The 14,586-nt window shown below is 67.9% G+C and carries 14 protein-coding genes; 12 read left to right on the forward strand and 2 right to left on the reverse strand.

Features of this window, described 5'->3' with window-relative positions:
* The first annotated feature begins 67 nt into the window (after positions 1 to 67).
* The 10 genes from RIU96_RS01980 to RIU96_RS02025 all read left to right on the forward strand — a co-directional run bounded on the left by RIU96_RS01980 (position 68) and on the right by RIU96_RS02025 (position 9,077).
* A complete protein-coding gene (locus RIU96_RS01980; RefSeq protein WP_136652610.1) occupies positions 68 to 508 on the forward strand; it encodes an SdpI family protein in 441 nt (146 codons plus the stop codon).
* Between the two features lie 206 nt (positions 509 to 714).
* Positions 715 to 2,271 (forward strand): anthranilate synthase component 1, encoded by a 1,557-nt coding sequence (locus RIU96_RS01985; RefSeq protein ID WP_144317644.1) that lies wholly within the window; start codon positions 715 to 717, stop codon positions 2,269 to 2,271.
* Complete coding sequence (locus RIU96_RS01990; RefSeq protein ID WP_144317643.1) at positions 2,268 to 2,882, forward strand: glutamine amidotransferase-related protein; 615 nt, start codon at positions 2,268 to 2,270, stop codon at positions 2,880 to 2,882. Before RIU96_RS01985 ends, RIU96_RS01990 begins: the two co-directional genes overlap by 4 nt.
* Before the next feature lie 4 nt (positions 2,883 to 2,886).
* Positions 2,887 to 3,912, forward strand: coding sequence for an anthranilate phosphoribosyltransferase (trpD, locus tag RIU96_RS01995; RefSeq protein ID WP_144317642.1), 1,026 nt, complete (start codon positions 2,887 to 2,889; stop codon positions 3,910 to 3,912).
* The gene (gene trpCF, locus RIU96_RS02000) at positions 3,899 to 5,317 is read left to right on the forward strand and encodes a bifunctional indole-3-glycerol-phosphate synthase TrpC/phosphoribosylanthranilate isomerase TrpF (RefSeq protein ID WP_144690815.1); all 1,419 of its coding nucleotides are present in this window, start codon (positions 3,899 to 3,901) and stop codon (positions 5,315 to 5,317) included. Before trpD ends, trpCF begins: the two co-directional genes overlap by 14 nt.
* A gap of 10 nt (positions 5,318 to 5,327) precedes the next feature.
* Positions 5,328 to 6,578, forward strand: coding sequence for a tryptophan synthase subunit beta (gene trpB, locus RIU96_RS02005; protein ID WP_259916972.1), 1,251 nt, complete (start codon positions 5,328 to 5,330; stop codon positions 6,576 to 6,578).
* 3 nt (positions 6,579 to 6,581) lie between these two features.
* The gene (gene trpA / locus RIU96_RS02010) at positions 6,582 to 7,424 is read left to right on the forward strand and encodes a tryptophan synthase subunit alpha (RefSeq protein ID WP_259916969.1); all 843 of its coding nucleotides are present in this window, start codon (positions 6,582 to 6,584) and stop codon (positions 7,422 to 7,424) included.
* Entirely contained in the window at positions 7,421 to 7,795 is a 375-nt protein-coding gene (locus tag RIU96_RS02015; protein ID WP_136652617.1) for a Rieske (2Fe-2S) protein, read from the forward strand. The genes trpA and RIU96_RS02015 overlap by 4 nt, the downstream gene beginning before the upstream one ends.
* A gap of 9 nt (positions 7,796 to 7,804) precedes the next feature.
* Complete coding sequence (locus tag RIU96_RS02020) at positions 7,805 to 8,758, forward strand: bile acid:sodium symporter family protein (protein ID WP_144317638.1); 954 nt, start codon at positions 7,805 to 7,807, stop codon at positions 8,756 to 8,758.
* A 13-nt stretch (positions 8,759 to 8,771) separates the two neighbouring features.
* Positions 8,772 to 9,077, forward strand: coding sequence for a hypothetical protein (locus RIU96_RS02025; protein WP_259916967.1), 306 nt, complete (start codon positions 8,772 to 8,774; stop codon positions 9,075 to 9,077).
* Positions 9,078 to 9,096: 19 nt separating this feature from the next.
* Here RIU96_RS02025 and RIU96_RS02030 read toward each other — a convergent pair whose 3' ends face one another.
* Entirely contained in the window at positions 9,097 to 9,705 is a 609-nt protein-coding gene (locus RIU96_RS02030; protein WP_136652620.1) for a YqgE/AlgH family protein, read from the reverse strand.
* Complete coding sequence (locus RIU96_RS02035; RefSeq protein WP_211346263.1) at positions 9,698 to 11,179, reverse strand: CCA tRNA nucleotidyltransferase; 1,482 nt, start codon at positions 11,177 to 11,179, stop codon at positions 9,698 to 9,700. The genes RIU96_RS02030 and RIU96_RS02035 overlap by 8 nt, the downstream gene beginning before the upstream one ends.
* A gap of 87 nt (positions 11,180 to 11,266) precedes the next feature.
* Here RIU96_RS02035 and RIU96_RS02040 point away from each other — a divergent pair, with 87 nt between their 5' ends.
* Positions 11,267 to 12,106, forward strand: coding sequence for an NUDIX hydrolase (locus RIU96_RS02040; protein ID WP_144317637.1), 840 nt, complete (start codon positions 11,267 to 11,269; stop codon positions 12,104 to 12,106).
* Positions 12,103 to 14,577: a hypothetical protein gene (locus RIU96_RS02045; RefSeq protein ID WP_259884889.1), complete on the forward strand. Its 2,475-nt coding sequence runs from the start codon at positions 12,103 to 12,105 to the stop codon at positions 14,575 to 14,577. Before RIU96_RS02040 ends, RIU96_RS02045 begins: the two co-directional genes overlap by 4 nt.
* Positions 14,578 to 14,586: the final 9 nt, after the last annotated feature.

The following is a 14,586-nucleotide window of genomic DNA, read 5'->3' on the forward strand; positions in this document are numbered from 1 at the left end:
TATTCTTGCTGATTACTTTGGTGCACCACAACTATCCGCGCCACGGGCGGGGATCTATGCTGGGTGTATGACAGCAAACTTGGTCGTTGGCATCATTTATCTCGTTCTCGCCGTGGTACTCGTCGTCGTCGGCGCGGTGGCGACGGCGGGCAAGCTGCCCGGCAATTCCATCTTCGGGCTGCGCATCGCCGCGGTGCGTAAGGACAAATCAATCTGGGACCAGGCGCACAAGGTCTCCGGCCCCTTCGTCCTGTTCGCCGGGGTGGCCCTCGCGTTCGGCGCGGCGTTCGCGTTCATCGCCTCCGGATGGCTGTGGGTCGCGCCCGTTATAGCCCTCATCATCGCGGTGATCGCCCTGTCCGTCGCGGGAAACTTCGGCGCGAGAGCCGCCACGCTAATCGACGCCGCCCGCAACGACACCGCACCCCAAGAGCAGCCCGCGCCGCAGGTCAACCTCGATGCGCTGCGCAACGCCGCGTCCAAGGCGGACGAGGGCAAGGGCGCCTAGAAGCGGTTGCACCGTCTCACAGCTTGGACTAACATTCCATTGCATGACATCAACGATCTCCTCCACCCAGTGGTGGTGGCGCGCGTAACCGGCGTGCCAGATGCGTAGATGTACCCTTTCGGCCCGCCGGCTTGGATAACCCAAGCACCGCGGGTCTTTTGCTACCAGTACCCTCGGTGCAGAGAACTCGAACCAAGGATGAACTGATGAGCAACCCCCCACCCAAGGTGGCGCGCGTGGACGTCAAGTACCATGCCAACGCCTCAGCCCTCTTCGCCTACCTCGACGGCACAACAGCGACCGATTCGGTGCTTTTAGAGTCCGCTGATATCTCCACCAAGTCGGGGTTGCAGTCCGTGGCGGTGCTGCGGGCGTCGTTACGCGTGACCTGCGACGGCTCCCGCGTCCACGCCGAGCCCCTGACCGCCTCGGGCGAGGTGCTGGCCGCGCGGCTGCGCAAGCAGCTTGCTGAGTTTTACGTCGGAGACGGCGTGTTCGACTTTCCCACCTCCGACGCCGCTGACGAGCGCGAGCGGCTCACCGCCGTGTCCAACGCGGAGGTGCTGCGCGCGCTGTCTACTGACGCGGGCTACCGCCACGGCGACTTCCCCTTCCTCGCCGGGGGGATGGCGTTCGACTACCTGGAGACCTTCGAGCGGTTGCCCGAGGTCGCGGACTCCACCAACGCGTACCCCGACTACCAGTTCGTCGTCGCGGAGACGCTGTTGCGCATCGACCACGAGTCCGGCACCGCTTACCTCACGGGCATCACCCACGACGGTTCCGCCCCGCAGCTCGGCGAGCTGGCTGAGCGCATCCGCGTGGCCGACCCCGACGACGAGCACGCCTACGAGCCGGCGGAGCACCCGGGGGCGACGATCACCGTGACAGCGGATATTACGGACGAGCAGTTTCGTGCGGACGTCGACAAGCTCAAAGGCGATATTTACAACGGCGACATCTACCAGGTCGTTCCCGCCAGGACGTTCAGCACCACCTGCGTCGACGCGTTTGCCGCGTACCGCGCGCTGCGCGAGACCAACCCCTCGCCGTACATGTTCTACGTGCGCGGCACCGGCCGAAACGGCGAGCCCTACGAGCTCTTCGGCGCCTCGCCCGAATCCAACCTGCAGTTCAACGCGGTGACCAGGGAGATCCAGCTTTACCCGATCGCGGGCACCCGGCCGCGCGGGCTCAACCCCGACGGTAGCGTCAACCACGAGCTTGACACGCGCATGGAGCTGCAGCTGCGCACCGACGCCAAGGAGGTCGCGGAGCACACCATGCTCGTCGACCTGGCGCGCAACGACCTCGCCCGCGTCGCCGAGCCCGGCAGCCGCCGCGTGGCGGACCTGCTGCAGGTCGACCGCTACTCGCGCGTGATGCACCTCGTCTCGCGCGTCACTGCGACGCTGGCCGACGACCTCGACGCGCTCGACGCGTACCGCGCGTGCATGAACATGGGCACCCTGACCGGCGCCCCGAAGCTGCGCGCCACGGAGCTGCTGCGCCAGCTCGAGGGCGCCCGGCGCGGGTCCTACGGCGGGGCGATTGGCTACCTCACCGGCAGCGGCGACATGGATAACTGTATTGTCATCCGCAGTGCCTACGTCTCGGGCGGCGTCGCGGCGGTGCAGGCCGGCGCGGGCGTTGTGCGCGACTCGAACCCGCAGGCCGAGGCCGACGAGACCCTGCACAAGGCGTACGCGGTACTCAACGCCATCGCGCTTGCGGCGGGAGCCACATTGGAGGTAGTGAAATGAGCGGGGTCGTTCTCCTCGATAACCAGGACTCCTTTGTCTACAACCTGGTTGACGCGATGCGCCAGTTCGACGCCACCGTCTACCGCAACACTGTGCCCGCCGAGCTCATCCTCGCCACCGAGCCGGACCTCATCGTGCTCTCGCCAGGCCCCGGCTACCCGGTTGAGGCCGGTTCCATGATGGACCTCATCGCCGCCGCCCAGGGCCGCATCCCGATCCTCGGCATCTGCCTCGGCTTCCAGGCCCTCGTCGAGCACTTCGGCGGCCACGTGCAGCCTTGCGGGCCCGTCCACGGTCAGCAAATTGGCATGCAGCTCGACGAGGCAGGCATCGCCAGCGGGCTTTTCGACGGCCTCACCAGCGACGATACCCCCGGAACCCCGGGGCGCACCGTGCCGGTGGCGCGCTACCACTCGCTCGGCACCGTCGACCTCCCCGACGGCCTGCACTCCCTGGCGCGGACGCAGACCCGGCTTGGCGACGTCGTCATGGCCGCGCGCAGCGACGATCGCATGTCGATTGGTTTGCAGTTCCACCCCGAATCCATCCTCACCCCCGCAGGTCCGATCATGATTGAGCGCTGCGTGGCCGAACTTATGAAAGGACGCTAGAAACATGGCCAGCGACAAATCCCTCGAAATCCTGCGGCGGTTCCTCGACAACAAAGCCCCCACCCTCGACGAGGCGATCGAGGCGTTTACTCCCCTGACCATCGGCGATTACGACGACGTGCACATCGCAGCGCTTCTGGCCACGGTGCGCACGCGTGGCGAGACCTTCGCGGATGTCGCCGGGGCGGCGCGCGCCTTCCTCGCGGCGGGCCGGCCGTTCCCCGTCACCGGCAAGGGCATCATGGACTCCGCCGGCACGGGTGGCGACGGGGCGAACACGATCAACATCTCCACCGCGGCGTCGTTAACCGCCGCGGCTGGGGGAGTGAAGATGATCAAGTGCGGCAACCGCTCGGTGTCCTCGAAGTCCGGCTCGGCGGACGTGCTGGAGGCGCTCAACATCCCGCTAGACCTCGACCCGGAGCGCGCGGTGCGCCAGTTCGAAGCATCGAACTTCACCTTCCTGTTCGCGCCCGCGTACAACCCGGCGATCGCGCACGTCCAGCCGGTGCGCAAGTCCCTCGGAGTGTCCACGCTGTTCAACACGATGGGCCCGCTGCTCAGCCCGGCTCGCCCAGAGTTCCAAATAATGGGTATCGCTAAACCGTCGATGGGCCCCATCATTGCGGAGACCATGAAGGAACTGGGCAGGTCACGCGCCCTTGTGGTCCACGGCGCGGGTACCGACGAGATCGCCGTCCACGGTGAAACCGAGGTGTGGGAGCTGCGCGACGGAGAGATCACGAACTTCCGCATCAGCCCCGCCGAACTCGGCGTGTCCACCCACGCGCTCGAGGACCTGCGCGGCGGCGACGGGGTAGAGAACGCCCGGTTCATGCGCGCGACCTTCGCCGGGCGAGGCCCCGCGGCGCACCGTGACGCGGTGGCGGTGAACGCCGGCGCGATGTTCTACCTCGCCGGCATTTCCAACACGATGCGCGAGGGCACCGAGCGCGCTCTGAGCATGCTTACCGACGGCTCCGTGGAAACGTGGCAGCGGACTCACGAGGAGGCCGATTACCGTGACTAAATTACCCACCGTTCTCGAGGGGATTGTCCAGCAGCGTTTTCGTCACCTTGACGAAATTAAAGCGCGTCTCAGTGGCGTCGACCTGAGCGCACTGCCGCGCTCCACGCGCTCCCTGTACGACTCGCTCGCCCGCGAGGGCACGCAGTTCATCATGGAGTGCAAATCCTCCTCGCCGTCTCTCGGGATGATCCGCGAGCACTACGAGCCCGGTGAGATCGCCTCCATCTACTCGCGCTACGCCGCCGGCATCTCCGTGCTCTGCGAACCGGACAAGTTCGGGGGAGACTACGACCACCTGGCCACGGTCGCCTCGATCACCCACCTGCCGGTGCTGTGCAAGGACTTCATCGTCGACGAGATCCAGGTGTACGCCGCGCGCTACTTCGGTGCCGACGCGATCCTGCTCATGCTGAGCGTGCTTGACGACGCGCAGTACCGCGCTCTCTCAGACCTCGCCGCGCGCCTGGGCATGGACGTGCTCACCGAGGTCATCGACGAAGAGGAAGCCGAGCGCGCCAGCCGCCTCGGCGCCAAGATTTTCGGTGTCAACCACCGCAACCTGCACGACCTGTCGATCGACCTTGAGCGTTCCGCACGCCTCGCGCCGCTCGCGCCGGAGGGCGCCCTGATCGTTTCCGAGTCCGGCATCCGCGACGTCGCAACCGTGCGCCGGCTGGGCGGGCACTCGGACGCGTTCCTCGTCGGGTCCCAGCTCACCAGCCAGCCCGACGTGGATTGGGCAGCGCGGATGCTGGTCTACGGCCCGAACAAGGTGTGCGGCCTCAACACCTCCTCGGCCGCCCAGGCCGCCCGCGCGGCCGGCGCGGTCTACGGCGGGCTCATCTTCGAGGACGCCTCCCCGCGCAATGTTTCACGTGAAACATCCGCAGAAATCATGGCGCACGAGCCGCACCTGAAGTACGTGGCCGTCTCCCGCCGCGCCCAGGGCTGGGCCGAGCTCACCGTCGACGGCATCCACGCCGTCCAGGTCCACGCCTCCTACCAGGGCAGCATCGAGGCGGAGCTCGAGCTTGTCGACGCCATCCGTGCCGAGGTCGGCGATGGGGTAGAGGTCTGGCGCGCGGTCTCCATGACCACCCCTGAGGGCGCCCAGGTGGCAACGGCGCTGCTGGGGAGCGTCGATAATCTCGTGCTCGATGCCCACGACGGCGGCACGGGCGAATCCTTCGATTGGGCGGAGATCCCCGAAGAGGTCAAGAACCACGCGCTGCTCGCCGGCGGGATCGGGCCCGATAACGTCGCCGATGCGCTGAGTGCCGGTTGCCTCGGCGTGGACCTCAACTCCGGCGTTGAGTACCCCAGCACGGCGGGGCAGTGGGCCGGGCACAAGGACGCAGGCGCTTTGCGACGCGCGTTTACCACCATCCGAAACTTCCATACGTAAGGAACTGACCATGACGCAGACCAACAAGGACGGCGGACGCACCATCCTGCCCGCCTACTACGGCGAGTTCGGCGGCCAGTACGTGCCCGAATCGCTGCTGCCCGCCCTCGACGAGCTTGAGCGCGCCTTCGTCGCCGCGTTCAACGACGAGGAGTTCATGGCCGAGTACCGCGCGCTGCTGCGCGACTACCTCGGCCGGCCCACCCCGCTCACCGAGTGCCGCAACCTGCCGCTCGACGGCGCGAACGCGCGGATCTTCCTTAAGCGCGAAGACCTCGTCCACGGCGGTGCCCACAAGACCAACCAGGTCATCGGCCAGGCACTGCTGGCGAAAAAGATGGGCAAGACCCGCATCATCGCCGAGACCGGGGCGGGGCAGCACGGCACCGCGACAGCCCTTGCCTGCGCGCTGCTCGACCTAGATTGTGTCGTCTACATGGGTGTCGAGGACATGGCCCGCCAGGAGCCGAACGTCTACCGCATGCGCCTGATGGGTGCGGAGGTCGTCGGCGTGGACTCGGGCTCCGGCACGCTGAAAGACGCCGTCAACGAGGCGCTGCGCGACTGGACGGCCACCTTCCACGATTCGCACTACCTGCTGGGCACCGCCGCGGGCCCGCACCCGTTCCCGAAGATGGTCAAGGAGTTCCACCGCGTCATCTCCACCGAGGCGCGCGCCCAGATGCTCGAGCGCGTCGGCGCGCTGCCCGACGTCGTCGTCGCGTGCGTCGGTGGCGGGTCCAACGCCATCGGCATGTTCGCGGACTTCATTGACGATGAGGGCGTGGAGCTCATCGGCACCGAGCCGGGCGGCGAGGGCGTCGGCGTGGGCAAGCACGGCGCGGCCATCGCCGCCGGCACGATCGGTATCCTCCACGGCACGAAGTCCTACCTGATGCGCAACACCGACGGGCAGGTGGAGGAGTCCTACTCCATCTCCGCGGGCCTGGATTACCCCGCCGTCGGCCCGGAGCACGCCTACCTCGCCAAAACGGGCCGCGCCACGTACGTGCCCGTCACCGACGGCGACGCGCTCAAGGCGTTCCAGCTCTTAAGCAAGTACGAGGGCATCATCCCGGCGCTGGAGTCCTCGCACGCCTTCGCCTACGCTCTCGGGCGCGCCGCCGAGGCCCCGGCCGAAGGCGAGCCGCTGAACATCCTGGTGTCGCTCTCGGGCCGCGGGGACAAGGACATCGCGCACGTGCGCAACAACCTAGAGCAGCACCCCGAGTTCCGCATCGACACCGCAAGGGAGCAGTAAAAGATGAGCCGCTACACCACCACGTTCGCCGCGCTCAAGCAAAAGAACGAGGGCGCCTTCGTCCCGTTTATCATGCTGTGCGACCCCACGCCCGCAGACTCCATCGAGATCATCGTCGCCGCCGTCGAGGCCGGCGCCGACGCGCTCGAGCTGGGCGTTCCCTTCTCCGACCCGGGCGCCGACGGCCCCGCGATCCAGCGCGCCCATGTCCGCGCCCTCGACGGCGGTTCCACCGTGCAGGACGCCCTCGACGTCGTGCGCGAGATCCGCGCGCGCTACCCAGAGCTGCCCATCGGCATGCTCATCTACGCCAACGTCGCCTACGTCCGCGGCCTGGACCGCTTCTACCGCGAGTTCGCCGAGGCGGGAGCGGACAGCATCTTGCTTCCCGACGTCCCCGTGCGCGAGGGCCGCCCCTTCGACGCGGCGGCCGCAGAGGCCGGGATCGAGACCATCTACATCGCCCCCGCCAAGGCCTCGCCGGCAACGCTCGAGGGGGTGGCGCAGCACTCAAAGGGCTACATCTACGCCATCTCACGCGACGGTGTGACCGGCACCGAGCGCGAATCCTCCGTCGACGGGCTGCGCGAGGTCGTGGAGAACATCATCAGCTACGGTGGCGCCGACGTCCTCCTCGGGTTCGGCATCTCCTCGCCCGAGCACGTCCGCGCGGCCATCGAGGCGGGTGCCGCGGGCGCGATCTCAGGCTCGGCGCTGACGCGCATTATCGACGCCCACACCGAGGGCGAGCACCCCAATCCGGGGCGGATCACCGACATGGACGCGCTGAAAAAGGAGCTCGCCTCATTCGTCGCGGCGATGAAACGGGCTACGATTCACTCATGACCTGCTCTCGACGCCTCTTCCTCCTCGGCACCGCGACCACCTTCGCTGGCGCCTTCCTCGCCGCGTGCGGCCAGGAGCCAACCGACGACGTGGCCAAGACCGCTGTCCCGGTCGGCGGCTCCGTGATCCTGGACAAGTTCATCATCGCCCAACCCACCGCGGGCAACTACGTGGCGTACTCCTCGACCTGCCCGCACGAGTTCAAGAAGATCACCGTCGCTCAGGGCGACACCGTGCGCTGCACGGCGCATGGCTCGACCTTCAGCATCGCCGACGGCTCCGTCGTCTCCGGGCCCGCGGTGCGCGGGCTGCGCGAGGTTGCCCTGGAGGATCAGGAGGAGCGCCTCGTCGCCTCCGACCCGCAGTCCTAGACTGTCGGCATGTTCTCCTTCCTTAAAGACCCCCTGATCCAGGGAATCATCCTCGCCTCGCTGCTGGCGTTCTTACTCCCGGCGAGCGGAACCTTCGCCGACGTCTTCGACGTACTAACGAAGCTCGCGATCGCCTTCTTGTTCTTCCTCTACGGCGCGCGGTTGTCGACCTCCGAGGCGATGCGGGGGTTGACGCACTGGCGCCTGCACCTGATCATCCTGGCCTTCACCTTCGTGGTGTACCCGCTGATCGGCCTCGCCGTCCGGCCCACCACGGCGTTTGTCAGCGAGGGCATGTACCAGGGCATCCTCTACGCCATGCTCGTGCCGTCGACGGTGCAGTCCTCGGTGGCGCTGACGGGGATCGCGCGCGGCAACGTCTCCGGCGCTGTCGTCGCGGCGAGCGTGTCCAGCCTCGTGGGTGTCGTCGCCACGCCGCTGCTGGTGATGCTGCTGATGGGCACGGGGGAGGGGATTGCGGTGAACGCCGGGGTGTTCATCGACATCGCGCTCCAGCTGCTCCTGCCGTTCGTCCTGGGCCAGCTCGCGCACAACTTCGCGCCCGCTGTGCGCGCTTTTGCGGCGAAGAAAGCCACCAAGCAGGTGGACCGAATCTCCATCTGGATGGTGGTCTACGCGGCGTTCTCCAAGGCCATGGTCGCCGGTGTGTGGAGCGAGGTCTCGGGGTGGGAGATCCTCTTCCTCGTCGTCTTCTCGCTCGTCCTCGTAGGCGCCATGCTGTGGCTGACGAGGGCGGTGCCTCGGGCGCTGAAGTTCAGCTACGAGGACACCGTCGCCATCCAGATGTGCGGCACGCAGAAGTCCCTGGCCGCCGGCCTTCCCATGGCCTCGGTGATCTTCGGCGGCGCCGCGCTGGGCCTGCTCATCGTGCCGCTGATGATTTACCACATGATCCAGCTCATGATCTGTTCCTCGCTGGCGGCCCGCTACGCAGCCGCATAGGAGAAGGTTTCACGTGAAACACTACGTCCGCCTCGCGTACACCGTCCCGGAGCTCGGCGGCGAGCTGCTCACTGTCGCGGAGCTGGAGGAAATCTCCGCGACGCAGTGCACGATGCTGCGCATGATCGAGTTCGACCCGGCGGAGGCGATCACGGGCGTGTACGTCGACGGCCGCGTCATCGGCCAGGCGAACACCCCCATGGACACCGTCGGCCACCCCGACACCTACAACGCCTACGACGGCGTGCGCTCGACGCGCATCTCCCAGCCCGAGTTCGAGGGGCTGTGGCAAGAGGCGCTACAGATACTCCGGCCGTAGTTTCACATGGAACATCGCCTTAGTTGTCGTCGAGGTTCGCAGGGAAGGTCGCGTACAGCGGCAGAGGCATTGCTTGACGACGCATCACGTCGCCCCACAAATCCGCCGCCGCGGGAGCAACGACGTCCGAGGGGAGCGCGGGCGCGATGAACCAGTCGCCTCGCTCAATCTCCTCGTCGAGCTGGCCCGGAGCCCACTCCGCGTAGCCCAGGAAAAGCCGCATGGAGTCGACCGCCGGCGCCACCTCTTGCGGTTCGGCGCGCAGGTCCACCTGGGCGAGGCGGTTGGCCAGGCGCGTGAGCACCGGCTGGTCGTCGATAAGCACACCGCTGCTGGTGACGCCGATACCGACGACGGACGTCGCACCGACGGGGCCGCCGCGATACATCGCCTGCGGTGCGGCGACGAGGTCAACCCACTCCGGCATCGCGTTGTGCACCGCGATCTCGCTGCGGGAATTCAGGATCACCCCGAGGGTGGAGTCGAGACCGTGGTCGACGATGAGCACGACCCTGCGGGCGAACTCCGGCGAGAGCATCCCGGGCGCGGCGAGAAGCAGCATGCCGGGAGCGGGCTCGCCGCGCTCCAACCCGTTAAATAGGCGGTCAGCGTAGAAGAATTCAGGCATTTTCGCGCTCCCACCAGGCCTTCAGCTCGGCGACGGCCTCGTCGTGTTCCAGTGTGCCGCGCTCTAAGCGCAGCTCCTTCATAAAATTCCACGCCTTGCCCACGTCCGGGCCCGGCGGCAGGCCGAGGATGGACATGATCTCGTTGCCGTCGAGGTCGGGGCGCACGCGCGCCAAATCCTCCTTCGCGGCGATCTCCTCGATGCGCTCCTCCAAGTGATCGTAGGTGCGCTGCAGGCGCTTGGCCTTCTTCGCGTTGCGCGTGGTCGAATCCGCGCGCACCAGCTTGTGCAGCTTGGGCAACAGCTCGCCGGCGTCGGTGACGTAGCGGCGCACTGCGGAATCCGTCCACTGCCCCTCGCCGAAGCCGTGGAACCGCATGTGCAGGTAGACGAGCTGGCCGACGTCCTCGATGACGTGCTTGGGGTACTTTAAAGCGCGCATCCGCTTGCGCGTCATCTTCGCCCCGACGACCTCGTGGTGATGAAACGACACCCCTCCGCCCTCCTTGACGGCGCGGGTGGCGGGCTTGCCGATGTCGTGCATCAGCGCCGCCCAGCGCAGCTCCAAGTCTGGACCGGAATCCTCCAGCTCGGTCGCCTGGCGCAGCACGGTCAGCGAGTGGCGGTAGACGTCCTTGTGCTGCATGTGCTCGTCCGTCTCCAGCTGCAGCGCCGGCACCTCCGGCAGGATATGCTGGGCAATGCCGGTCTCGACGAGCAGGTCGATGCCCTCCCAGGGCAGCGCGCCGAGCATCAGCTTGTCCAGCTCGGCCTGCACGCGCTCGACGGTGATGCGGTTAATCTCTCCCGCCATCTCGCGCATCGCGTCGAAGACGCGATCAGCAACGGAGAACCCGAGCTGGGAGACGAACCGGGCGGCGCGCAGCATGCGCAGGGGATCGTCGCGGAAGGAGACCTCCGGGGCCTGGGGCGTGTCCAGGACTCGGTGCAAAATGTCGTCGAGGCCGCCCACGGGGTCGTGGAACGTGGGGGAGAGGGAGCCGTCGACAAGCGAAAGCTCGATGGCCATCGCGTTGCAGGCGAAATCGCGTCGCACCAGGTCGCCCTCGAGCGTGTCGCCGAAGGTGACCTCGGGGTTGCGCGTCACGCCGTCGTACAGGTCCGAACGAAACGTGGTGATCTCGACCTGCTGGCCGCGCTTGATGCTCGAGACCGTGCCGAACTCGATGCCGGTGTCCCAGGTCTTCTCGCCCCAGATGCCGAGGATCTCCGCGATCACCTCCGGGCGGGCCGAGGTGGTGAAGTCGAGGTCGTTGCCCAACCGCCCGAGCATGGCATCGCGCACCGGCCCACCGACGAGGTAGAGCGACTCGTCGCGCTGCGCGAACAGCGCCGCCAACGGCTCAAGGAACCCAGATAGCTCACCGACCGCCGCCTGCGCCCGAGCCAGCAGCGCCGCGGCGGCGTGCGGGTCGTCGGGAGAGGGCAGTCCGAAAAGCGGTGGGCGGTTCACATCAGTTGTCACCCGCCCAACGATACCCGGCACGCACACGCACCTATAAATACCGAAAACCCCGTGCAGGCGGATACGATAAAGCGGATGACTGACAACTCCCGCGCCACGCCGGGCCAAGGCCCGAAGGAGGCCGGCTCCGGCGGTGGCGGTGACCACGGCTCACGCCCGCGCAAACGGCGCCGGCGTGGCTCCCGCCCTGCCTCAAGCGCAACGGGCAAGTCGGAGAATACGTCTGCTGAGGGCGGCGACAAGTCCCAGCCCACCCGCTCGAACCGGCGCAGGCGGGGCAAGTCCCAGAAGCAGCAGCCCCAGAAGTCTCAAAAATCCCAGAAGGGCCAGTCCAGCAGGCGGCGCAACCAGCGCCCCAACACCACCCGGTATAGGCAGAACCAGCGCTACCCGCAGCGCTCTGACTCAACGATTGAGACGCGCGACGAGACGTCGGCAGGCGGCCTCGTGGTCTCCGGCATGGCCGAGGCCGTGCGCCCCGGCGGCGAGGTTGACCTCTCGCGCATCTACGTCGCGCTGATCGGCCGGCTCGACCGCCGCGGCAGGCTGCTGTGGTCCATGCCGAAGGGCCACGTCGAAAATGGCGAGCACCAGTGGGCCACCGCCGAGCGCGAGGTGTGGGAGGAAACCGGCATCAAGGGCGAGGCCTTCGAGGAACTCGGCGTGATTGACTACTGGTTCGTCTCGGAGGGCGTGCGCATCCACAAGACAGTGCACCACAACCTCCTGCGTTTCGTCGACGGCATCCTCAACGACGAGGACCCCGAGGTCACCGAGGTCACCTGGGTGCCCATGAGCGAGCTGATCGAGCACCTCGCCTACGCCGACGAGCGCAAGCTGGCCCGAATCGCCTACGACCGAATGCCGGACCTGGCCAGAAAGGAAGCCGACGCCGGAAGGGCAACCCCGCGATGAGGCGCCTGAACGCCATGGCGCTCGCGGCCAGCGTCGTCGCCTGCGCCAACCCACCGCTTGGCACCGCGCAGCAGCCCACGATGCCCATCCCGCTGCACCCGACCAACCCCGCCGTCTCCGAAGCGTGGGTCAACCCTGCCGTCCGGCCCGGGGAGGGCGAAAAAGCGCAAATTTCGCTTCTCGACGCCCCCACCACGCTCAACACCCACGAGCCACTCGCCGTGACCCTGCTCGTGACCAACACCTCCAGCGAGCGTCTCGACGGCCTCACCGTCACCCCCCGGCGCGGCCCGGCAACCGGCTCCGTTCTGGACCAGCGGATCGCCACCGTGGCCAGCCCGCTCGACTACGAGGTCGCTGGCCCGGAGGTGGGCGTCGATACGCAGCTGCGACCAGGGGAAAGCACCAAGCTGAAGCTGACTTTTAGCGAGTCCGTGCTGCCCCTGCCGGGCGTGTCCACCTACCCGCTGATGTTCGTGCTCAGCGCCGCCAGCGGCGAGCTGCTCGACACCGAACGCTTCCACCTGTCCATCCGTGGCACCCCGGACGGCGTCCAACCCGCGGGCCTAAGCGCGCTGTTTCCGCTGTCCGCGCCCGTCGACATCGTCCCCGGCGAGACCGGCGCCGCGCCCGGCGAACCGCCATTGATCCTCGCCAGCGAGCAGCTTGCCGACCAGCTCGCGCCGGACGGGCGCTTGAGCTCGCTTCTCGACGTCTACACCAACGCCACCGCCAACCCGTCCGTCGCCGGTGCCACCTGCCTTGCCGTCGACCCCGCCGTGGTCCACACCGTCGCCCGCATGGCCGAGGGTTACACCGTCGCCAGCGATCGCCCGGACCTCGTCGAGCCGCCGCAGCGCCTGCGCGATTCGTGGGGAGGCTCCACCAAGGACGCGCTGGGGGAGCCGGGGCGCGGCGCTGACGACGCGCGGGCCTGGCTGCAGCACATCACAGAGATCGCCGCGACGCAGTGCATCATCGCGTTGCCGTGGGCTAATACCGACCTCAACGCCGTGGCGCGCACCGGCGACGTCTGGCTGATGCGCGAGGCCATCGAGCGCGGGCCCGCCACCCTCGCCGACCTATTAGGCACCGCGGGGGTGACCAACGCCGTTATCCCGCCCGCTGGGTACCTCGTGCCCGGTGCGCCCGCCGCGCTCGGCTGGGCCGACCACTCGCGCTCCACCATCGCCACCGAGGGCATGCAGGGGTCCTGGGAGCGAGCCCAAAGCGCCGATGCTGTCCAGGGCTCTGGGCCGGTGGGTGCGGACGCGCTGCCCTCGCTAGACCGCGGCGACGTTCCCTCCATCGCCGCCGCAGGCGCGCCCGAGCCGGCGCGACCCGTGCGCGTGCTCGTCAGCGACAACACCGTAAACGCCCCGGACCGCTTCGCCTGGACCGCCCCCGGGGTCATGGCCGTGACCTACCAGGACTCGCTGGCCACCGTGCTCGCCACCGTGGGCGAGCACCCCGAGACCACCGGGTATTCCGCCCCGAACCTGCGCTTCGACTACACACAGGACTCCGTCAAGGCGCGCTCCGTCAACGCCGCGAGCGCGGTGCACCTCGCCGCCCAGGCCGCGTGGACGCCCCAGGAGCAGCCGGAGGGCCAACCCGTGCTTGTCAACCCCCCGGCCACCTGGGACGACGCCGCCGCGGCCGATATCATGGGCGCCGTCAAGGATGTCCTGGACACCAAGGTGGCGCGCCCGCTCACGTTCGAGGACTACCTCACCACCCCTGACGAGGTCCCCGCGGCTGACTCGGTCGGCACACCTTTCGCCGACCCGACCGTGTTTAGCGACACCGAGATCCTCACCGCCAGCCAGCAGGGCCGCTTCATCAACGAACTGTCCAGCCTGCTCGTCGCCGACCCAGCGATTGCGCTGTCGCGCTACGGGTTCACGCTTCCGCTGCGGCGCGACCTGCTCATCGCCCTGACTATGAGCGGGCGCCGCTCCTACACGTTCTACCCGGTCGCCGAGGAAGCCACCCGCCGCCGCCTTGCGGGCAGCCGCGACACACTCAACGCGCTGCGCTCCGCGATCGCCCTGATTCCCCCGGGCAATGTCTACACCCGCACCTCGCCCTCGTCGCCGCTGGTAATCGTCGCGCGCAACGGCCTGCCGCTGCCGGTAGACACCACCATCCGCTACCACGGCCCCGACGGCGCGCGGCTCAACGTGCCCTCGACCTTGCGCATCCCCGCCTACGGCTCGCTGACCGTATCCATGACGGCGGACCTGCCGGAACAAAGCGGCGGCACGGACCTGCGCCTCTTCCTCGCCTCACCCCAGGGTGGGCAGATCTCCGAGCCCGTCGACATCACGGTGCGTACCTCCGGCGTCGCTCTGCGCGGCGGGGTCATCCTCACCGCGCTCGCCGGCGCGCTCGCTCTGATGCTCCTGATCACCGTCGGCAGGCGACGCAGGCACCCACCGCCGCACGAACTTCACAACCCCAGGCCCTAACGCACCACC

This window comes from Corynebacterium sp. Z-1 (assembly GCF_031844665.1).
Taxonomy (GTDB): Bacteria; Actinomycetota; Actinomycetes; order Mycobacteriales; family Mycobacteriaceae; genus Corynebacterium; species Corynebacterium sanguinis.

Excerpts from the sequence above, each read along its gene's own strand:
- RIU96_RS02015 (WP_136652617.1), top strand. The coding sequence starts at position 7,421 with ATGACCTGCTCTCGACGCCTCTTCCTCCTCGGCACCGCGACCACCTTC.
- trpD (WP_144317642.1), top strand. The coding sequence starts at position 2,887 with ATGGCCAGCGACAAATCCCTCGAAATCCTGCGGCGGTTCCTCGACAAC.
- RIU96_RS02020 (WP_144317638.1), top strand. The coding sequence starts at position 7,805 with ATGTTCTCCTTCCTTAAAGACCCCCTGATCCAGGGAATCATCCTCGCC.
- trpA (WP_259916969.1), top strand. The coding sequence starts at position 6,582 with ATGAGCCGCTACACCACCACGTTCGCCGCGCTCAAGCAAAAGAACGAG.
- RIU96_RS02030 (WP_136652620.1), bottom strand. The coding sequence starts at position 9,705 with ATGCCTGAATTCTTCTACGCTGACCGCCTATTTAACGGGTTGGAGCGC.
- RIU96_RS01980 (WP_136652610.1), top strand. The coding sequence starts at position 68 with ATGACAGCAAACTTGGTCGTTGGCATCATTTATCTCGTTCTCGCCGTG.
- RIU96_RS02045 (WP_259884889.1), top strand. The coding sequence starts at position 12,103 with ATGAGGCGCCTGAACGCCATGGCGCTCGCGGCCAGCGTCGTCGCCTGC.
- RIU96_RS01990 (WP_144317643.1), top strand. The coding sequence starts at position 2,268 with ATGAGCGGGGTCGTTCTCCTCGATAACCAGGACTCCTTTGTCTACAAC.
- RIU96_RS02040 (WP_144317637.1), top strand. The coding sequence starts at position 11,267 with ATGACTGACAACTCCCGCGCCACGCCGGGCCAAGGCCCGAAGGAGGCC.
- trpB (WP_259916972.1), top strand. The coding sequence starts at position 5,328 with ATGACGCAGACCAACAAGGACGGCGGACGCACCATCCTGCCCGCCTAC.
- RIU96_RS01985 (WP_144317644.1), top strand. The coding sequence starts at position 715 with ATGAGCAACCCCCCACCCAAGGTGGCGCGCGTGGACGTCAAGTACCAT.